This is a genomic window from Pseudomonas sp. B21-051, from assembly GCF_024748795.1.
GTDB lineage: Bacteria > Pseudomonadota > Gammaproteobacteria > Pseudomonadales > Pseudomonadaceae > Aquipseudomonas > Aquipseudomonas putida_A.
In genome coordinates this window covers 4,904,007-4,924,016 of the sequence record NZ_CP087166.1, presented here as the reverse complement: position 1 = coordinate 4,924,016, position 20,010 = coordinate 4,904,007, and the positions used below count along the sequence as shown (strand labels likewise).

The 20,010-nt window shown below is 61.5% G+C and carries 19 protein-coding genes and 1 other RNA gene; 16 read left to right on the top strand and 4 right to left on the bottom strand.

The genetic code is table 11. The features are described from left to right. Positions 1-71: 71 nt before the first annotated feature. Entirely contained in the window at positions 72-689 is a 618-nt protein-coding gene (locus LOY52_RS22100) for a glutathione S-transferase N-terminal domain-containing protein (RefSeq protein WP_007961620.1), read from the top strand. 16 nt (positions 690-705) lie between these two features. After that, positions 706-1,119 carry a ClpXP protease specificity-enhancing factor gene (locus LOY52_RS22095; RefSeq protein WP_003228047.1) on the top strand — a complete coding sequence of 138 codons (414 nt, stop codon included), beginning with the start codon at positions 706-708 and terminating at the stop codon, positions 1,117-1,119. Between the two features lie 149 nt (positions 1,120-1,268). On the opposite strand, the gene LOY52_RS22090 is transcribed toward LOY52_RS22095, so the two are convergent. The 4 genes from LOY52_RS22090 to LOY52_RS22075 all read right to left on the bottom strand — a co-directional run bounded on the left by LOY52_RS22090 (position 1,269) and on the right by LOY52_RS22075 (position 4,715). Continuing rightward, the gene (locus LOY52_RS22090) at positions 1,269-1,847 is read right to left on the bottom strand and encodes a BON domain-containing protein (RefSeq protein WP_007961621.1); all 579 of its coding nucleotides are present in this window, start codon (positions 1,845-1,847) and stop codon (positions 1,269-1,271) included. Beyond that, the gene (locus LOY52_RS22085; protein ID WP_007961622.1) at positions 1,844-2,437 is read right to left on the bottom strand and encodes a phosphoheptose isomerase; all 594 of its coding nucleotides are present in this window, start codon (positions 2,435-2,437) and stop codon (positions 1,844-1,846) included. Before LOY52_RS22085 ends, LOY52_RS22090 begins: the two co-directional genes overlap by 4 nt. Positions 2,438-2,541: 104 nt before the next feature. Then, positions 2,542-2,904 (bottom strand): YraN family protein, encoded by a 363-nt coding sequence (locus LOY52_RS22080; protein WP_007961623.1) that lies wholly within the window; start codon positions 2,902-2,904, stop codon positions 2,542-2,544. After that, positions 2,904-4,715, bottom strand: a complete 1,812-nt coding sequence (locus LOY52_RS22075; RefSeq protein WP_041073162.1) for a penicillin-binding protein activator — start codon at positions 4,713-4,715, stop codon at positions 2,904-2,906. Before LOY52_RS22075 ends, LOY52_RS22080 begins: the two co-directional genes overlap by 1 nt. 177 nt (positions 4,716-4,892) lie before the next feature. Between LOY52_RS22075 and rsmI the strand changes: the two genes are divergently transcribed. From rsmI to LOY52_RS22005, 14 genes are all read left to right on the top strand, one after another. Then, positions 4,893-5,798 (top strand): 16S rRNA (cytidine(1402)-2'-O)-methyltransferase, encoded by a 906-nt coding sequence (gene rsmI, locus LOY52_RS22070; RefSeq protein WP_258675977.1) that lies wholly within the window; start codon positions 4,893-4,895, stop codon positions 5,796-5,798. Positions 5,799-5,871: 73 nt separating this feature from the next. Then, positions 5,872-6,225, top strand: an RNA gene (gene rnpB / locus LOY52_RS22065) — RNase P RNA component class A. Positions 6,226-6,626: 401 nt separating this feature from the next. Further along, on the top strand, positions 6,627-7,082 hold the full coding sequence (mraZ, locus tag LOY52_RS22060) for a division/cell wall cluster transcriptional repressor MraZ (protein ID WP_003228026.1): 456 nt from the start codon (positions 6,627-6,629) through the stop codon (positions 7,080-7,082). Next, entirely contained in the window at positions 7,079-8,026 is a 948-nt protein-coding gene (gene rsmH / locus LOY52_RS22055; protein ID WP_408980410.1) for a 16S rRNA (cytosine(1402)-N(4))-methyltransferase RsmH, read from the top strand. The genes mraZ and rsmH overlap by 4 nt, the downstream gene beginning before the upstream one ends. Further along, entirely contained in the window at positions 8,023-8,316 is a 294-nt protein-coding gene (gene ftsL / locus LOY52_RS22050) for a cell division protein FtsL (protein ID WP_007961627.1), read from the top strand. Before rsmH ends, ftsL begins: the two co-directional genes overlap by 4 nt. After that, positions 8,316-10,055: a penicillin-binding protein 2 gene (locus tag LOY52_RS22045; protein ID WP_177325626.1), complete on the top strand. Its 1,740-nt coding sequence runs from the start codon at positions 8,316-8,318 to the stop codon at positions 10,053-10,055. Before ftsL ends, LOY52_RS22045 begins: the two co-directional genes overlap by 1 nt. Next, complete coding sequence (locus tag LOY52_RS22040) at positions 10,055-11,518, top strand: UDP-N-acetylmuramoyl-L-alanyl-D-glutamate--2,6-diaminopimelate ligase (protein WP_258675976.1); 1,464 nt, start codon at positions 10,055-10,057, stop codon at positions 11,516-11,518. Before LOY52_RS22045 ends, LOY52_RS22040 begins: the two co-directional genes overlap by 1 nt. After that, positions 11,511-12,878: a UDP-N-acetylmuramoyl-tripeptide--D-alanyl-D-alanine ligase gene (gene murF / locus LOY52_RS22035; RefSeq protein ID WP_258675975.1), complete on the top strand. Its 1,368-nt coding sequence runs from the start codon at positions 11,511-11,513 to the stop codon at positions 12,876-12,878. The genes LOY52_RS22040 and murF overlap by 8 nt, the downstream gene beginning before the upstream one ends. Next, positions 12,878-13,960, top strand: coding sequence for a phospho-N-acetylmuramoyl-pentapeptide-transferase (gene mraY / locus LOY52_RS22030; RefSeq protein ID WP_025109289.1), 1,083 nt, complete (start codon positions 12,878-12,880; stop codon positions 13,958-13,960). The genes murF and mraY overlap by 1 nt, the downstream gene beginning before the upstream one ends. 5 nt (positions 13,961-13,965) lie before the next feature. Next, positions 13,966-15,312 (top strand): UDP-N-acetylmuramoyl-L-alanine--D-glutamate ligase, encoded by a 1,347-nt coding sequence (gene murD, locus LOY52_RS22025; protein WP_258675974.1) that lies wholly within the window; start codon positions 13,966-13,968, stop codon positions 15,310-15,312. Continuing rightward, a complete protein-coding gene (gene ftsW, locus LOY52_RS22020) occupies positions 15,309-16,526 on the top strand; it encodes a putative lipid II flippase FtsW (protein ID WP_003228018.1) in 1,218 nt (405 codons plus the stop codon). Before murD ends, ftsW begins: the two co-directional genes overlap by 4 nt. Continuing rightward, complete coding sequence (gene murG / locus LOY52_RS22015; protein WP_258675973.1) at positions 16,516-17,586, top strand: undecaprenyldiphospho-muramoylpentapeptide beta-N-acetylglucosaminyltransferase; 1,071 nt, start codon at positions 16,516-16,518, stop codon at positions 17,584-17,586. Before ftsW ends, murG begins: the two co-directional genes overlap by 11 nt. Beyond that, positions 17,579-19,039, top strand: a complete 1,461-nt coding sequence (gene murC / locus LOY52_RS22010; protein WP_258675972.1) for a UDP-N-acetylmuramate--L-alanine ligase — start codon at positions 17,579-17,581, stop codon at positions 19,037-19,039. Before murG ends, murC begins: the two co-directional genes overlap by 8 nt. After that, positions 19,036-20,010: a D-alanine--D-alanine ligase gene (locus LOY52_RS22005; RefSeq protein WP_027612179.1), complete on the top strand. Its 975-nt coding sequence runs from the start codon at positions 19,036-19,038 to the stop codon at positions 20,008-20,010. Before murC ends, LOY52_RS22005 begins: the two co-directional genes overlap by 4 nt.

Sequence of the window (20,010 nt, the reverse complement as noted above, 5' to 3'; positions counted from 1 at the left end):
TTGCGGGAGGTGCCCTCTGGGCGCGCGCGTTTTTCCGGTTCCGATAATTTCAACAAGCGAGGAGGATCGCCATGGGCGTGACCAATCGGTTGGCCTGTTACTCCGACCCCGCCGACCACTATTCCCACCGAGTGCGCATCGTGCTTGCAGAGAAGGGTGTCAGCGCCGAAATCATTTACGTGGAAGCTGGTCGCCAGCCGCCTAAACTGATTGAGGTGAACCCTTACGGCAGTCTCCCGACACTGGTCGATCGCGACCTGGCGTTGTGGGAGTCGACCGTGGTGATGGAATATCTGGATGAGCGTTACCCGCATCCGCCACTGATGCCGGTTTATCCGGTGGCGCGTGCCAACAGCCGTCTGCTGATTCATCGTATTCAGCGTGACTGGTGTGGTCTGGTGGATCTGATTCTTGATCCCAAGTCCAAGGAGGCCGCGCGTGTCGTGGCGCGCAAGGAATTGCGTGAAAGCCTGACGGGCGTGTCGCCGCTGTTTGCCGACAAGCCGTTTTTCCTCAGTGAGGAACAAAGTCTGGTGGATTGCTGCCTATTGCCAATACTCTGGCGTTTGCCGATTCTGGGTATTGAACTGCCGCGGCCGGCCAAGCCGCTGCTTGATTATATGGAGCGCCAGTTTGCGCGTGAGGCTTTCCAGGCGAGTCTGTCTGGCGTCGAACGCGATATGCGCTAAGGCTTAAGGAGCCGCTATGAACTCCAGTCGACCTTATCTGGTCCGCGCGCTCTACGAGTGGATTGTGGATAACGATTGCACCCCGCACATGCTGGTCAATTCCGAATACCCGGCGGTGCAGGTGCCGCAGGGTTTCGCCAGTGACGGGCAGATCGTCCTGAACATTTCGCCCAGCGCCGTGCGTCACTTGCACATGGATAACGACGTGGTGACCTTCGAGGGTCGCTTCGGTGGCGTTCCGCACAGTCTGTATGTGCCGATCAGTGCGATCCTGGGTATCTACGCTCGGGAGAACGGGCAGGGCATGGTGTTCGATCTCGAGTCGCCGATGGATGACGAAGACGATATCGAGCCCGATGACGACTTGCCGCCACCGGACAGCGAGCCGCCGCGCCCAAGCGGCCGGCCAAGCCTGAAAGTGGTGAAGTAATAAAAAAGGCGACCCGAGAGGGTCGCCTTTTTTATCTGTTCTATTCCTGTAGGAGCTGTCGAGTGGAACGAGGCTGCGATCTTTTGATCTTGATCTTAAAAACAAAATCAAAAGATCGCAGCCTGCGGCAGCTCCTACATGGGTATCGGTCAGTCGATGTATTCGAACAGCTTCACGATTTTCTGCACGCCGGAAACGCTTTGCACCAGATTGGTCGCCTGTTGGGCTTCCTGCTTGGTCAGCAGGCCCAGCAGATAGACGATGCCATTCTCGGTCACGACCTTGATGCGCGAGCCGGGAATGCTGGCATCGGTCAGCATCTGGGTCTTGATCTTGGTGGTCAGCCAGGCGTCGTTCTGGCGGGCGAGGAAGCTCGACGGCGCAATCACTTGCAGCTCGTTGTGCACCTTCTTCACGCGCTGGACATTGGCGGCGGCCTGTTCGGCCTTGGCCTTGAGGTCTTCGCGCGGCGTCTGGCCGGCGAGCAGCACCACGCCGTTGAAGCTGGTGACGACAATATGCGAGTCCTTGTCCAGGCCTGGGTCGGCCTTGGCCACGTTGACGCCGACTTTGGTCTCGATCAGCGAGTCGTCGATTTTGCTGCCGAAGGTTCGGGTGCCGCGGTCGTCTTCAATCGGCGCTTCACGGCTGGCATTCACCACCGAGGTGCAGCCGCTGATGCCGAGGCACAGGGTCAAGGCCAAGAGGCCAAGGCGATTAGGGGTCATTCTTCACTCCCGAACAGTTGGCTGTCGATCAGATCGCAGAGGCAATGGATCGCCAGCAGATGGACTTCCTGAATACGTGCAGTGACATGGGCCGGTACGCGAATCTCGACATCTTCAGGCAGCAGCAGCGAAGCCATGCCGCCGCCATCGCGGCCAGTCAATGCTACGACAATCATTTCGCGATCATGTGCGGCCTGGATCGCCTGAATAATGTTTGCCGAGTTACCGCTGGTCGAAATCGCCAGCAATACGTCGCCTGGCTGACCCAGTGCGCGGATCTGCTTGGAGAACACTTCGTTGTAGCTGTAGTCGTTGGCGATCGAGGTGATCGTCGAGCTGTCGGTGGTCAGGGCGATGGCCGGCAGGCTCGGGCGTTCGCGCTCGAAGCGGTTGAGCAGCTCCGAGGAGAAGTGTTGGGCGTCGCCGGCAGAGCCGCCGTTGCCGCACGAAAGCATTTTGCCTTCGTTGAGCAGGGCGTTGACCATGATCTGGCTGGCTTGCTCGATGTGCGGTGCAAGTACGTCCATCGCCTGTTGCTTGGTGTCGATACTGGCCTGGAAAAGCTGGCGAATTCGGGATTGCATGTCCATCTGTGTGACCTTAAGTAGCGCGGCTGTTCGGCACGTGAATGTGCAGCCCGCAAAGCAAAGAGCAAAAATTGTCGGTGAAGGTGTCCGGGGTGGTGTGCAGAGAATCAACCATCGAACGCATTCTGCAACCAGTTCAACTGATCCGGGTGCCTGTCGATGGCCACCACGTCGAAGCGGCAAGGGGAATCAGCCCAACGTGACTCACGCTGAAGAAAATACTGCGCGGCGAAAATCAGTTTCTGCCGTTTGCGCTCATCGATGCTAGCGAGCGCGCCACCCCATTGAGTGTTTTTTCTGTAGCGGACTTCGACGAATACTACTGTATCGCCATCAAGCATGACCAGATCAAGCTCGCCCCGTTTGCATGACCAGTTCTGCGCCAGCAGGCGCAGACCCTGGTGCTGCAGATGCTCGAGCGCCTGGCGCTCGGCATCCTTGCCGCTTTGCAGGTGCGAGCCGTCGGGCATCAGCGCGGGGTGTCCGGCAGGCGTTGAACCTGACCGTTGACGAACTGCGCCCATGGCAACTGACGTACGACGCGTTGGGTCTGGGTCATGCCCAGGCTGCCCGACTGACCTTCGATGCGGCTGTCCGGCAGCGCCTTCAACTGACCCAGGCGCGGCGCCAGGCGGTAGGCATCGACGCCCATGGCGTACAGACGCCCAAGGCTGCCGGCCGCTTGTGGCCATTGCGCGGTGACTTGCTGGCGCAGCGGGTCGTTGGCTTCCAGCAACCATGGGGTTTCGCAGAAGCGCACGCCGTTCATGTCGTTGTACTGGTTCACATCGCCGCTGGCGCTGTAGACGTGGGACGTTGCGTACACCGGAACGTCACCCGCGTACTGGAAGTTCAGGGTCGGCTTGATCTGCTGCGCCTGTTGCGGGGTGGCCGCGAGGAAGATGAACTCGATGTCCTGACGACGCGACGGTTGCGCGGCGACGTTGGTGCCAGCGGCATTCTGCAGGCTCTTGGCGCGGGCTTCGCTTTGACGCAGCTGGAACATGTCGGCGATCTGCTGGGCCAGTTGCACTGGCTGATCGACACGTTCGGTGGCCACGATGCTGCCGCCATTGGCTTGCCAGTCCTGGCTGAACGCACGCAGTACGCGATCGCCCCATTCGCCTTTCGGCACCATGATCGCCGCGCGATGCAGGCCGTCGGCGCGGGCACGACGCGAGACTTCGCGGGCTTCGTCTTCAGCGGCCAGGCCGAACTGGAACAGTTGCGCCGGACCCTGATCACCTTCGCTGTAGTTCAGTGCGAGGGTGGTGATTGGCAGTTGCGGACGGGTGCTCAGTTGTTTGACCAGCGGCTTTTCCAGCGGGCCGACCACCAGTTGCACGCCATCAGCCTGGGCCTTGCGGTAGAACTCGTCCATCGAGGTCAGCTTGGAGCTGTCATAGAACTCGATGGCGGGCGGCTTCTGGCCGGCCTGTTGCGCTTGATAGTGCGCCGCCATGAAGCCTTCACGCAGGGCCTTGCCGACCGAAGCCAGCGGGCCGTCTTGCGGCAGCAGCAGGGCAATCTTGCTCAGGGGCTGGCTGGCCAGTTCCTTGAGTTTGGTCAGTGGCAGCGGCAGGTTGATCGCAGCCGGGTGTTTTGGATTCTGCGCGCGCCAGGCATCGATCGCCGCTTGCTGCTGTTCCAGGGTGCCGGCGGTTTTCACGGCCAGGGCCAGACCCATCCAGCCGCCGAGATCGTCGGCGGTGTTGGGTTGCAGCTGATCGGTCGGCAGCGAAGCGATCAGGGTCCAGATCGCTTCGTGGTTCTTGCTCGCGGCTTCGCCTTTGAGCATCGGTGCGATGAAGATGCGCTCGCGAGCGGCAGCCAGGGTCTGGCCGTCGGCTTCCAGTGCCCGGGCATGCACGGTGCCGGTGCGCACTTGCTGATCTTCCGGCATTTCGCTCAGGTGCTGCAGGCTTGGATGGCTCAGGGCGGTCAGCGCAGCTTTCGGCTGATTGCGGGTCATCGCCAGTTCAGCGGACAGGGTGCTGGCGAAGATCTGCTGGCCCGGCTTCAACTGCTCCATCGGCACTTGTTGCAGGATCTGCGCGGACTGGCCGGCATTGCCCTGGCGATAAGCCAGGTCTGCCGCGCTCAAGCGTAACAGGGCGGCTTTCTCCGGCGTCTTGGCCTGGGTAGCCTGTTCGAGCAGTTGCTCGATGCTGGCATCCGGAGTCCGTGGAAGTTCGCCAAGGCTGGAGGAAGGGGAGCTGGCGCAGGCCGCCAGCAAGGCAGCGAGGCAGAGGGCAGTGAACAGCCGCAGGCAAGCGATCATGTAAGTGTTCCTGATACTCGATCAAATTAGCGTGGAATTGTACCCAAGCACTGGCCGGGGCGCGATGTTACTGGCGTGAATCAATCAATTTAGCTGGAGTAAATGTTGCGGCGGCGCACAACGGCGTGCAAAACCGCGCTCCGCGCATACGGTTCGCAAGCCTCGTGACGCGCTACAATGCTCGCTTTTACCGAACACGAGGTGTGCGCTTTGACTGCTCCAGGTCCTTTGAATTCCGCTGCTGGCTCGCTTTATGTGGTGGCGACGCCCATCGGCAACCTGGACGACATCAGCGCCCGGGCTCTGAAAATTCTCCGCGAAGTGGCGCTGATCGCCGCTGAAGACACGCGGCACTCGGCGCGGCTGATGCAGCACTTCGGCATCTCTACACCGTTGGCCGCCTGCCACGAACACAACGAACGTGATGAAGGTAGTCGCTTTATTACCCGTTTGCTGGCGGGCGATAACGTCGCGCTGATTTCCGATGCCGGGACGCCACTGATTTCCGATCCGGGTTACCACCTGGTGCGTCAGGCGCGGGCGGCGGGGATCAATGTGGTGCCGGTGCCGGGTGCCTGTGCTTTGATCGCGGCGCTGTCGGCGGCGGGCCTGCCCTCCGACCGATTCATCTTCGAAGGCTTTCTGCCGGCCAAGTCGGTAGGGCGCAAGGCGCGCCTGGAAGCGGTAAAGGAAGAGCCGCGCACGCTGATTTTCTACGAGGCCCCGCATCGTATTCTCGAATGCCTGCAGGACATGGAAGCGGTGTTCGGTGGCGAGCGTCAGGCGTTGCTGGCCCGGGAAATCACCAAAACCTTCGAGACCCTCAAAGGCTTGCCGCTGGCTGAGTTGCGTGCGTTTGTCGAGTCCGACAGCAATCAGCAGCGCGGCGAGTGCGTGGTGCTGGTGGCGGGCTGGTCTGCACCGGAGTCTGAAGATGCGGTCAGCAGCGAAGCGATGCGCGTGCTCAATCTGTTGCTCGAAGAGATGCCGCTCAAGCGCGCTGCCGCCCTGGCCGCGCAAATCACCGGCGAGCGCAAAAACGTCCTGTATCAGGTCGCACTGGAGCAGCAGAAGGGCGGGTAACCCGTCGCGCAGACGGGTTTCACGGCTATTAGCGCTTGTTCTTCGGGCGCTCTGCCGTTAACCTGCGCGGCGGAGAGTCGATCGGACAGTCGCTGCCCTCTATGAAAATTAGGGGGGGGAGGAAAGTCCGGGCTCCATAGGGCGAAGTGCCAGGTAATGCCTGGGAGGCGTGAGCCTACGGAAAGTGCCACAGAAAATAACCGCCTAAGCGCTTCGGCGCCGGTAAGGGTGAAAAGGTGCGGTAAGAGCGCACCGCACGTCTGGCAACAGTTCGTGGCTAGGTAAACCCCACTTGGAGCAAGACCAAATAGGGTCCCAAGGCGTGGCCCGCGCTGGGACCGGGTAGGTTGCTAAAGATGTCCAGTGATGGCCATCGTAGACGAATGACTGTTCAAGACAGAACCCGGCTTACAGATCGACTCTCCACCTTTTTCTTTCCCTGCTTGAATCAATGGCATCAGGGCTGGTTATTATCGGCAGGCCTGCGCTAAAGTCCGGCAGCGGCAAATGCAGTAATAGCCATTTCCCACCTTGCTTCAATCAACAGCAGAAGCGCTTTTGTAATACCGAAAAAATCTTACTCTTAACAAATTACTTTAACTTCCGAGCGCAGCTTTCAGTGCTGCATCAAGTTATTGGTCAAAAGTGTCCGCCAAATTGTCGTTACCCCTCCTTTTAAGCTCCTAAATCTCCGTTCTGTAAGGGTTTTCCTTTGATCCGCGCCTTGACGGTGTGGTGGGCGCATTCCTATAGTGTGCGCAAGTGGCGGAAAGTGGCATGAAGTGGGTTTTTTGAGCTCAAAACGATAAAAATTGGAGAAACGCTGACGTGTTTCGCGGAGCTAACGCTATCAGTCTCGATGCAAAGGGCCGTCTCGCCATGCCGAGCCGGTACCGTGACGAGCTCGTTTCGCGTAGTTCCGGCCAATTGATCGTGACCATTGATGCCGTTGATCCGTGCCTGTGTGTCTACCCGCTCGACGAGTGGGAAATCATTGAAACCAAGTTGCGCGCACTCCCTTCGCTTCGCGAAGAGAACCGTCGCCTGCAGCGTTTATTGATTGGTAATGCCGTCGACCTCGAACTCGACGGCAGTGGTCGTTTTCTGGTTCCACCGCGTCTGCGCGAATACGCCAAGCTTGATAAGAAAGCGATGCTGGTGGGCCAACTGAACAAGTTCCAATTGTGGGACGAGGATGCATGGAATGCGGTGTCTGCCGCTGACCTTGCTGCTATTCAACAACCGGGCGCCATGCCTGACGAACTGCGTGATTTGATCCTGTGACTATTGATAGCGGCTTTAACCACATCACCGTACTGCTTGACGAAGCCGTCGAGGCTCTCGCGGTACGTCCTGATGGCTGCTATCTGGACGGTACGTTCGGGCGCGGCGGGCACAGTCGGCTGATCCTCAGCCAGCTCGGGACGGACGGTCGGCTCATCGGGTTCGACAAGGATCCACAAGCGATTGCCACCGGGCAAACGCTAGCGGCCGAAGACGGCCGCTTTGTCGTTGTGCAGCGCAGCTTTGCCGAGATGGGTTCGGTGGTTGCCGAGCAAGGTCTGAGCGGCAAGGTCAGCGGTATCCTGCTCGATCTCGGCGTGTCGTCGCCGCAGCTGGATGACGCCGAGCGCGGCTTCAGTTTCCTCAATGACGGCCCGCTGGACATGCGCATGGATCCGTCCCGTGGCATCAGCGCCGCCGAGTTCGTCAACACCGCGCCGGTGGAAGAAATTGCCCGAGTGTTCAAGGAATACGGCGAAGAGCGTTTCTCCGGGCGCATGGCCCGTGCCGTGGCCGAGCGCCGCGACATCAAGCCGTTCGAGCGTACCGCTGATCTTGCCGAAGTCTTGAAAGTCGCCAACCCCGCGTGGGAGAAGGGCAAGAACCCGGCGACCCGTGCGTTCCAGGGGTTGCGCATTCACGTCAACAACGAACTGGGCGATCTGGAAGCCGGCCTCGAAGCCGCCCTGGATGCTCTGGAGATCGGTGGCCGTCTGGTAGTCATCAGCTTCCACTCGCTGGAAGACCGCATCGTCAAACTGTTCATGCGCAAGCTGGTGAAAGGCGAAGCCGACAACCTGCCGCGCAACCTGCCCGTGCGCCACGTGGCGTTCGAACCGAAAATCAAAATTCACGGCAAAGCGCAGACGGCCTCCGACGCCGAACTCAAAGCCAATCCACGTTCCCGTAGCGCTGTCATGCGTGTCGCGGAGAAGTTGCGGTGAGCAAGCTTTTCGCCAAGCCCCTGCCAGGCGGCAGCTTTATCATGCTGCTGCTGTTTATCGGCGTGCTCGTGTCGGCCATCGGCGTGTCTTACAGCGCGCACTGGAACCGGCAGTTGCTCAACAATCTTTATAACGAACTCAGCGTGCGCGACAAGGCGCAGGCCGAGTGGGGGCGCCTGATTCTCGAGCAAAGCACCTGGACTGCGCACAGCCGCATCGAAGTGCTGGCCACCGAACAACTGAAAATGCACATCCCTGGCGCGGCTGACGTGAAGATGGTGGCGCCATGATGAAACTCGAAGGGGCACTCTTCCCGTGGCGCTTCCGCCTGATGGTGGCACTGCTCGGCGTGATGGTCGCGGCGATCTGCTGGCGCATCATCGACCTGCAAGTGGTTGACCGTGACTTCCTCAAAGGTCAGGGCGACGCGCGCAGCCTGCGTCATATTCCGATTCCTGCTCACCGTGGTCTGATCACCGACCGCAATGGCGAACCTCTGGCCGTGAGTACCCCGGTGACTACGCTGTGGGCCAACGCCAAGGAAATGCAGACCGCCAAGGAGAAGTGGCCAGCACTGGCCGCCGCGCTGGGTCAGGACCCTAAAGCCCTGACTGAACGCCTCGAAGCGCAAGCCAACAAAGAATTCATTTATCTGGTGCGCGGGCTGACCCCCGAGCAGGGCCAGGCTGTACTCGATCTGAAAGTGCCGGGCGTTTACGGCATTGAAGAATTCCGCCGCTTCTATCCGGCCGGTGAAGTTACCGCGCACATGGTCGGCTTTACCGACATTGACGATCACGGGCGTGAAGGCGTCGAGCTGGCCTACGACGAGTGGCTGGCCGGTGTCCCGGGCAAGCGGCAGGTCATCAAGGATCGGCGCGGTCGGCTGATCAAGGATGTCCAGGTCACCAAGAACGCCAAGGCCGGCAAGCCCTTGGCGTTGTCGATTGACCTGCGTCTGCAATACCTGGCCAACCGCGAGCTGCGCAACGCGATCATCGAGAACGGCGCCAAGGCCGGCAGCCTGGTGATCATGGACGTGAAGACCGGCGAGATTCTCGCCATGGTCAACCAGCCGACCTACAACCCGAACAACCGTCGCAACCTGCAGCCGGCGATGATGCGTAACCGCGCGATGATCGACGTGTTCGAACCGGGCTCGACCATGAAAGCGATCTCGATGAGTGCCGCGATCGAAACCGGCCGCTGGAAACCGAGCGACACCGTCGAGGTGTACCCGGGCTCCCTGCAGATCGGCAAGTACACCATCAAGGACGTGTCGAAGACCGAAGGTCCGGTACTCGACCTGACCGGCATTCTGATCAATTCCAGTAACGTCGGCATGAGTAAGGTCGCGTTCGATATTGGTGGCGAAACCATTTTCCGCCTCGCACAGAAAGTCGGCCTCGGCCAGGACACCGGCCTCGGCTTCCCGGGCGAGCGCGTCGGCAACCTGCCGAATTACCGTGAATGGCGCAAGGCCGAAACCGCGACGCTGTCTTATGGCTACGGTATTTCCGTGACGGCGATCCAGCTGGTTCACGCGTTCTCGGCACTGGCCAACAACGGCCGTCTGGCACCGCTGACCCTGATCAAAACCGACAAGCCGCCGCAGACCACCCAGGTGCTCCCGGAAGCCGTGGCGAAAACCATGCAAGGCATGCTGCAGCAAGTGATCGAAGCGCCGCGCGGGGTGTTCCGTGCGCAGGTGCCGGCGTATCACGTGGCCGGCAAATCGGGTACTGCACGTAAGACTTCGGTGGGCACCAAGGGTTATGCCGAAAACTCCTACCGCTCGCTGTTCGCCGGTTTCGGCCCGATGAGCGATCCGCGTTACGCCATCGTGGTGGTGATCGATGAACCGTCCAAGGCCGGTTACTTCGGTGGTCTGGTGTCGGCGCCGGTGTTCAGCCGTGTGATGTCCGGCACCCTGCGCCTGATGAACGTGACCCCGGACAACCTGCCGACCACCCAACAGGCCAACGCTACCCCGGTCGTTCCGCTGAAAGCCAATGGAGGGCGCGGCTGATGTCTCTGAGTCTGAACAAGATATTCCCCCACGCCGGCCACGATCTGTTGATCCGTGAATTGGCGCTGGACAGCCGCAACGTACGCGCGGGTGACCTGTTCCTCGCCGTGCCGGGCGGCAAGTTCGATGGCCGTGCGCACATCGCCGATGCCTTGCAGCGCGGCGCGGCGGCGGTTGCCTATGAAGTGGAAGGTGCCACCGTGCTGCCGATCACTGAAGTGCCATTGATTCCGGTCAAGGGCCTGGCGGCGCAGTTGTCCGACATCGCCGGGCGCTTTTATGGCGAGCCGAGCCATCACTTGAACCTGATCGGCGTTACCGGCACCAACGGCAAAACCAGCGTGACCCAACTGGTCGCGCAGGCACTCGATCTGCTCGGTCAGCACTGCGGCATCGTCGGTACGCTGGGCTCAGGCTTCTATGGCGCGCTGGAAAGCGGCCTGCACACCACGCCGAATCCGATTGCCGTGCAAGCGACCCTCGGCGACCTGAAAAAGGCCGGGGCCAAAGCCGTGGCCATGGAAGTGTCGTCCCACGGTCTGGATCAGGGCCGGGTCACTGCATTGGCATTTGATGTGGCGGTGATGACCAACCTGTCCCGCGATCACCTGGATTATCACGGCACCATGCAGGCGTACGCCGAGGCCAAGGCCAAACTGTTCGCCTGGAATGACCTGAAGTGCCGCGTGCTCAACCTCGACGACGATTTCGGTCGGCAACTGGCCGCCGAAAAACGCGATTCGCGCCTGATCACTTACAGCCTGCTCGACAGCAGCGCCTACCTGTTCTGCCGTGAAGCGCAGTTCGATGACCACGGCGTACGCGCCACGCTGGTCACGCCGCAGGGCGAGCATCATCTGCGCAGCACGCTGCTCGGTCGTTTCAACCTGAGCAACGTACTGGCAGCGGTCGGCGCCTTGCTCGGTCTGGATTACGCCCTCGACGAAATTCTCAAGGTGCTGCCGAAACTCGAAGGCCCGGCCGGACGCATGCAGCGTCTGGGTGGCGGCACTCAGCCGCTGGTGGTGGTCGACTACGCCCACACCCCGGATGCGCTGGAAAAAGTTCTGACTGCATTGCGCCCGCACGTCAAAGGCCAGTTGCTGTGCCTGTTCGGCTGTGGCGGTGATCGTGATCGCGGCAAGCGTCCGCTGATGGCCGAAGTGGTCGAGCGTCTGGCTGATCGCGTACTGGTCACTGATGACAACCCGCGCACGGAGGATCCGGCGCAGATTTTCGACGACATCCGCGCCGGTTTCAGCGCTGTGGATAAAGTGACCTTCGTCGCCGGCCGTGGTCAGGCGATTGCCCAGCTGATCGCCGGTGCTTCGGCGGATGACGTGATCGTGCTGGCCGGTAAAGGTCACGAGGACTATCAGGAAATCAACGGCGAGCGGCACGCTTTCTCCGATCTGGTCGAGGCCGATCATGCCCTCACCGCGTGGGAGGTGGCCCATGCTTAAGGCCCTGACATTGAGCGAGCTGACCAACGTGCTCGATGCCCGTCTGATCAGCACCGACGCCAGTTTTGATGGCGTCAGCATCGACAGCCGTGCGATCACCGCTGGCCAACTGTTTATTGCCCTGACCGGTCCGCGCTTCGATGGTCACGACTATCTGAATGACGTCGCCGGCAAAGGCGCGGTGGCGGCACTGGTCGAGCGCGAAGTCGTCGACAGCACCTTGCCGCAACTGCTGGTCAAGGACACCCGCCAGGCCCTCGGCCAGTTGGGTGCGTTGAACCGTGCCGCATTCACCCAGCCAGTCGCGGCCATCACTGGCTCCAGCGGCAAGACCACGGTCAAAGAAATGCTCGCGAGCATCCTGCGTACCCGCGGTCCGGTGCTGGCGACGCGCGGCAATCTGAACAATGATCTGGGCGCACCGCTGACCCTGCTCGAACTGGCCCCGGAACACACCGCCGCCGTGATCGAACTGGGCGCTTCGCGTCTGGGCGAAATCGCTTACACCGTCGGGCTGACCAAGCCACACGTGGCGATCCTCAACAACGCCGGTACCGCTCACGTTGGCGAGTTCGGCGGGCCGGAAAAAATCGTCGAAGCCAAAGGCGAGATCATCGACGGGCTGGCAGCGGATGGCGTCGCCGTGCTCAACCTCGATGACAAGGCCTTTGGTATCTGGAAGCTCCGCGCCGGCGCACGCAAGGTACTGACCTTCTCCCTGAGCAATCCGCAGGCAGATTTCTACGCCAGCGACCTGAGCACCGATGCCCGGGGTTGCCCGGCCTTCAACCTGCATACACCTGAAGGTGTGGAGCACGTTCAACTGAACCTGCTCGGCACCCATAACGTCGCCAACGCCATGGCTGCCGCCGCTGCCGCTCACGCCTTGGGCGTGTCGTTGTTCGGCATTGCCACCGGGCTTGGCGCGGTACAGCCGGTCAAGGGTCGCACCGTCGCGCAACTGGCGAAGAACGGCATGCGCGTGATTGATGACACTTACAACGCAAACCCCACCTCCATGTGCGCTGCCGTTGATATACTCGCCGGCTTTTCCGGTCGCACCGTCCTGGTGCTCGGAGATATCGGCGAGTTGGGCGACTGGGCGGAGCAGGGGCACCGCGACGTGGGCGAATATGCCCGGGGCAAGGTTTCCGCGCTTTACGCGGTCGGGCCGAACATGGTCCACGCCGTGAACGCATTCGGCAAAGAGGCGCATCACTTCGGCACGCAAGCCGAACTGATCCAGGCCCTCGACGCCGAGCAGGACACAAACACCACCATTTTGATCAAGGGTTCGCGCAGTGCAGCGATGGAAAACATCGTTGCGGCTCTGTGCGGGTCCAGTCTGGAGAAACATTAATGCTGCTGCTGCTAGCGGAGTATCTGCAACAGTTCTACAAAGGCTTCGCGGTCTTCCAGTACCTGACCCTGCGCGGGATCCTCGGTGTGCTGACCGCGCTGGTTTTGTCGCTGTGCTATGGCCCGTGGATGATCCGCACCCTGCAGAACCGTCAGATCGGCCAGTCCGTTCGCAATGACGGCCCGCAATCGCACCTGTCCAAGTCGGGTACGCCGACCATGGGCGGCGCGTTGATTCTGTCTTCCATCGGTGTCAGCACCCTGCTGTGGGCAGACCTGAGCAACCGCTACGTCTGGGTCGTGCTGCTGGTGACTCTGCTGTTCGGCGCCATCGGCTGGGTCGACGATTACCGCAAAGTGATCGAGAAGAACTCCCGTGGCTTGCCAAGCCGCTGGAAATATTTCTGGCAGTCGGTGTTCGGTCTGGGCGCGGCGATCTTCCTTTATATGACCGCGACCACGCCGGTGGAAACCACGCTGATCCTGCCGATGCTCAAGGACTACAGCATTCCGCTGGGCGCCGGGTTCATCGTGCTGACCTACTTCGTGATCGTCGGCTCGAGCAACGCGGTCAACCTGACTGACGGCCTCGACGGTCTGGCGATCATGCCAACCGTGATGGTCGGCGGCGGTCTGGGCATCTTCTGCTACCTGTCGGGTAACGTGAAATTCGCTGAATACCTGCTGATCCCTTATGTGCCGGGCGCGGGCGAGCTGATCGTGTTCTGCGGTGCGCTGATCGGCGCCGGTCTCGGCTTCCTCTGGTTCAACACCTACCCGGCGCAAGTGTTCATGGGCGATGTCGGTGCTCTGGCTCTCGGCGCGGCACTGGGCACCATCGCAGTGATCGTCCGTCAGGAAATCGTCCTGTTCATCATGGGCGGCGTGTTCGTGATGGAAACCCTGTCGGTGGTTATCCAGGTTGCCTCTTTCAAGCTGACCGGTCGCCGAGTGTTCCGCATGGCACCGATTCACCACCACTTTGAACTCAAGGGCTGGCCCGAGCCACGCGTGATCGTCCGTTTCTGGATCATCACCGTGATTCTCGTGCTGATCGGCCTTGCCACCCTGAAGCTGAGGTAGAACGAGTGTCTCTGATCGCTTCTGACCACTTCCGCATCGTTGTCGGCCTCGGCAAGAGCGGCATGTCCCTGGTTCGCTTCCTGGCGAACCGGGGCGTGTCGTTTGCCGTCGCCGATACGCGGGACAATCCACCGGAACTGGCCACGCTCAAGCGTGACTATCCGCACGTGGAAGTGCGTTGTGGCGAGCTGGACGTCGAATTCCTGTGCCGTGCCGACGAGCTCTACGTGAGCCCCGGCCTGGCGCTGGCGACCCCGGCCCTGCAAGCCGCTGCCGCCCGTGGCGTGAAAATGGCCGGCGATATCGAGCTGTTCGCGCGTAACGCGCGGGCGCCGATCGTGGCCATCACCGGTTCCAACGCGAAAAGCACCGTCACCACCCTGGTCGGCGAGATGGCGGCTGCGGCCGGCAAACGCGTCGCGGTCGGCGGCAACCTCGGTACGCCAGCGCTGGAATTGCTCAGTGATGACGTCGAGCTGTACGTGATGGAGCTGTCGAGCTTCCAGCTGGAAACCACCGACCAGCTCAATGCTGAAGTGGCCACCGTGCTGAACATCAGCGAAGACCATATGGACCGCTATAGCGGCCTGCCGGCGTACCACTTGGCCAAGCACCGGATCTTCCGTGGCGCGAAGCAGTTTGTGGTCAACCGTCAGGACGCACTCAGCCGTCCGCTGATCGGCGAGGGCCAGCCATGCTGGACCTTCGGCCTGAACAAACCGGATTTCAAGGCTTTCGGCCTGCGCGAAGAAGACGGCGAGAAATACCTGGCCTTCGAATTCCAGAACCTGATGCCAGTGCGCGAACTGAAAGTGCGCGGCGCGCATAACCAGGCCAACGCCCTCGCGGCGCTGGCGCTCGGTCATGCGGTCGGCCTGCCGTTCGAAGCCATGCTCGATGCCCTGCGTAACTTCACCGGCCTCGAACACCGCTGCCAGTGGCTGCGTGACCTCGACGGCGTCGGTTACTACAACGATTCCAAGGCCACCAACGTCGGCGCCGCTCTGGCTGCCATCGAAGGCCTGGGTGCGGATATCGACGGCAAGGTCGTGCTGATCGCCGGTGGCGACGGCAAAGGCGCCGAGTTCAACGACCTGCGCGATCCGGTGGCGGCCAACTGCCGCGCCGTGATCCTGATGGGCCGTGACTCCGACAAGATCGGCGCAGCCATCGGTGACGCCGTGCCACTGATTCGCGCGACCTCGCTGGTCGACGCCGTTGCGCAATGCCGCGCGGTCGCCCAAACGGGTGACGTGGTGCTGCTGTCGCCGGCCTGCGCCAGTTTCGACATGTTCAAGAATTACGAAGACCGTGGTCACCAGTTCGTCCGCGCCGTGGAGGATCTGGCATGAGCCTGCGCAATATCATCAAGCCGTACCCGTCGCCGATCATTACCGGCCGTGGCATCGACCTCGACTTCCCGATGCTCGCCGGTTGCCTGGCACTGCTGGGCCTGGGCCTGATCATGATCGCCTCGGCTTCCACTGAAGTGGCGGCGGCGCAGTCGGGCAGCGCGCTGTATTACATGATTCGCCACCTGATCTATGTGGCGCTGGGCCTGGGTGCCTGCATCATCACCATGATGATTCCGATCGCCACCTGGCAGCGTCTGGGCTGGATGATGCTGATCGGTGCATTCGGTCTGCTGGTGATGGTGATCGTCCCCGGGATCGGCCGTGAAGTGAACGGGTCGATGCGCTGGATCGGTTTCAGCTTCTTCAACGTGCAGCCGTCCGAGATTGCCAAGGTGTTTGTGGTGATCTACCTCGCCGGTTATCTGGTGCGTCGGCAGAAAGAAGTGCGCGAGAGCTGGATGGGCTTTTTCAAGCCGTTCATCGTGCTGCTGCCAATGGCGGGCCTGTTGCTGATGGAGCCGGACTTCGGTGCCACCGTGGTAATGATGGGGGCTGCGGCGGCGATGCTGTTCCTTGGCGGGGTCGGGCTGTTCCGCTTCTCGCTGATGGTGGTGCTGGCAGTCGGGGCCGTGGTCTTGCTGATTCAGATGCAGCCTTATCGAATGGCGCGTCTGACCAACTTCGCCGACCCGTGGGCTGACCAGTTCGGCGCCGGTTACCAGTTGTCGCAGGCATTGATCGCCTTCGGTCGCGGTGAGTGGCTGGGCGTCGGCCTGGGCAACAGCGTGCAGAAACAGTTCTACCTGCCTGAAGCGCACACCGACTTCGTGTTCTCGGTGCTGGCCGAAGAGCTGGGCGCCGTCGGTTCGCTGTGCACCGTCGCGCTGTTCGTCTTCGTCTGTATCCGTGGCATGTACATCGGTCTGTGGGCGGAGAAGGCCAAGCAGTTCTTCGCCGCTTATGTGGCTTACGGACTGTCGTTCCTGTGGATCGGTCAGTTCCTGATCAACATCGGGGTGAACGTTGGCCTGCTGCCGACCAAGGGCCTGACTCTGCCGTTCCTCAGTTATGGCGGCAGTTCCCTGGTGATCTGCTGCGCCTGCCTCGGCTTGTTGCTGAGGATCGAGTGGGAGAGTCGGACCCACTTGGGCAGTGAAGAGATGGAGTTCCATGAGAGCGACTTCGCCGAGGAGCCGAATCATGGGCGCTAACGTATTGATCATGGCCGGCGGCACCGGCGGCCACGTGTTCCCGGCGCTGTCCTGTGCCCGCGAATTCCAGGCGCGCGGCTACACCGTGCACTGGCTCGGCACGCCACGCGGAATCGAAAACGAACTGGTGCCGGCTGCAGGTCTGGAACTGCACCGCATCAATGCCACCGGGTTGCGTGGCAAGGGCAAGCTGTCGCTGCTCAAGGCACCGTTCATGTTGCTCAAGTCGGTGTGGCAGGCGCGGGCGGTGATTCGCAAGTTGCGTCCAGTCTGCGTGGTCGGCTTCGGTGGTTATGTGACCGGGCCTGGCGGGATTGCCGCGAAACTGGCCGGTGTGCCGGTGATCGTTCACGAGCAGAACGCCGTGGCCGGCACCGCCAATCGGTTGCTGGTGCCGTTCGCCGCCCGGGTGTGTGAAGCGTTCCCCGACACCTTTACTCTGTCGGACACCCGCCGTACCACCGGAAATCCGGTGCGCAGCGAGCTGTTCCTCGAAACATCGCGACCGGCTCTGGCTGGGCGCAAAGCGCGTTTGCTGATCCTCGGCGGAAGCCTGGGCGCAGAACCGTTGAACAAGTTGCTGCCTGAAGCCCTGGCGCAAGTCCCTGCCGATTTGCGTCCGGAAGTGTTTCATCAGACCGGCAAAAACCACGATGAAGTGACTGCAGAGCGCTACCGCGCCGCCGGCGTCGATGCGCAGGTGCAGCCGTTCATCAAAGACATGGCCCAGGCCTATGGCTGGGCTGACCTGGTGGTGTGCCGCGCTGGCGCGCTGACCATCAGTGAGCTGGCTGCCGTTGGTCTGCCCTCGATGCTGGTGCCTTTGCCCCACGCGATCGACGATCACCAGACCCGCAACGCCGATTATTTGGCCCGTGAAGGCGCAGCCTTCGTGATGCCGCAAAGAACGACTGGTGCCGCGGACCTTGCCGCGCGCCTGACAGAGGTCTTGATGCAACCGCAACGACTCGAAGAAATGGCCCAAGCGGCCCGCCGTCTGGCCAAACCCGATGCCACCCGTAGCGTGGTCGATACCTGCCTGGAGGTGGCTCATGGTTGAGAATCAGAAAGCCATGCCACAACCGGAAATGCGCCGCATCCGTCGCATCCACTTCGTCGGTATCGGCGGCGTGGGCATGTGCGGCATCGCTGAAGTGTTGTTGAACCTGGGCTATGAAGTGTCCGGTTCCGACCTGAAAGCGTCGCCGGTAACCGAGCGTCTGGAATCGTTCGGTGCGCACATCTATATCGGCCACCGCGCTGAAAACGCTGCGACTGCCGACGTGCTGGTGGTTTCCAGCGCTGTGAACACCTCCAACCCGGAAGTGGCGACCGCCCTTGAGCGTCGTATTCCGGTGGTACCGCGTGCCGAGATGCTCGCCGAGCTGATGCGCTATCGCCACGGCATCGCCGTCGCCGGTACTCACGGCAAAACCACCACCACCAGCCTGATCGCTTCGGTGTTCGCCGCCGGTGGCCTGGACCCGACCTTCGTCATCGGTGGCCGACTGAATGCGGCGGGCACCAATGCCCAGCTCGGCACCAGCCGCTACCTGATCGCTGAAGCCGACGAAAGCGATGCGAGCTTCCTGCACCTGCAACCGCTGGTGGCCGTGGTCACCAACATCGACGCCGATCACATGGCGACCTACGACGGTGACTTCAACAAACTGAAGAAAACCTTCGTCGAGTTCCTGCACAACCTGCCGTTCTACGGTTTGGCGGTGATGTGCCTGGACGATCCGGTGGTGCGTGAAATCCTGTCGCTGGTCAAGCGTCCGACCGTGACCTACGGCTTCAGCGAAGACGCCGATGTGCGCGCGATCAATGTACGCCAGCAAGGCATGCAGACCTTCTTCACCGTGCTGCGCCCGGACCGCGAGCCGCTGGATGTGTCGGTGAACATGCCGGGCAACCACAACGTGCTCAACTCGCTGGCGACCATCTGCATCGCCACCGACGAAGGCGTCAGTGACGAAGCCATCGTCCAGGGCCTGTCCGGGTTCCAGGGCGTTGGCCGACGCTTCCAGGTCTATGGCGAACTGCCGGTGGACGGCGGCAACGTGATGCTGGTCGACGACTACGGTCACCACCCGACCGAAGTCGCCGCCGTGATCAAAGCCGTGCGCGGTGGCTGGCCGGAGCGCCGTCTGGTGATGGTCTACCAGCCGCATCGTTACAGCCGCACCCGCGACCTGTACGACGATTTCGTCAATGTACTGGCCGATGCCAACGTGCTGTTGCTGATGGAAGTCTATCCGGCCGGCGAAGAACCGATCCCGGGCGCGGATAGCCGCAAACTGTGCAACAGCATCCGTCAGCGCGGTCAGCTCGACCCGATCTACATCGAGCGCGGTGTCGACCTCGCGCCGCTGGTCAAGCCGCTGCTGCGTGCCGGCGACATCCTGCTGTGCCAGGGTGCCGGGGATATCGGCGGTCTCGCGCCGAAGCTGTTGAAAAGTGAATTGTTCGCTGGCGCCGTGGCTGCGTCGGTCGAGGGGAAGTTGAAATGACTGCTGCCTACGCCAACCTGTTCTCCACCATCGCGCCGAAAGACTTCGGCCGTGTCGCCGTGCTGTTCGGTGGCATGAGTGCCGAGCGTGAGGTTTCGCTGAAATCCGGTAACGCCGTGCTCGACGCGCTGCAAAGCGCGGGCGTGGACGCGTTCGGGATCGACGTCGGCGAGGATTTTCTGCAGCGTTTGCTGAATGAAAAGATCGACCGCGCGTTCATCATTCTCCACGGTCGTGGCGGTGAAGACGGCTCGATGCAGGGCCTGCTCGAATGCGCGGGCATTCCGTACACCGGCAGCGGCATCCTTGCCTCGGCACTGGCGATGGACAAACTGCGCACCAAGCAGGTCTGGCACAGCCTCGGGATTCCGACGCCGCGTCACGCCGTGCTGTGCAGCGAAGCCGATTGTATTTCCGCGGCGACGGAACTGGGCTTCCCTTTGATCGTCAAACCGGCGCATGAAGGTTCAAGTATCGGGATGGCCAAAGTGAGTTCTGCGTCCGAGTTGATCGACGCATGGAAAGCGGCCAGTACCTACGATTCGCAAGTCTTGGTTGAACAATGGATTCAAGGTCCGGAGTTCACCATCGCCACCCTGCGTGACCAGGTGTTGCCTCCTATCGCCCTGGGTACACCGCACACGTTTTACGACTACGACGCCAAGTACATCGCCAACGATACCCAGTACCGCATTCCGTGCGGGCTGGATGCCGCCAAGGAGCAGGAACTCATGGATCTCACGGCCAAGGCCTGTGAGGCGCTGGGTATTGCCGGTTGGGGCAGGGCGGACGTGATGCAGGACGCCGACGGGCAGTTCTGGTTCCTGGAAGTGAACACCGCACCGGGCATGACCGATCACAGTCTGGTGCCGATGGCGGCCCGTGCTGCCGGTCTGGACTTCCAGCAACTGGTCCTGGCCATTCTGGCCGCCAGTGTTGAAGGCTCCGGTAATACAGAGGCGCGAGGTTAA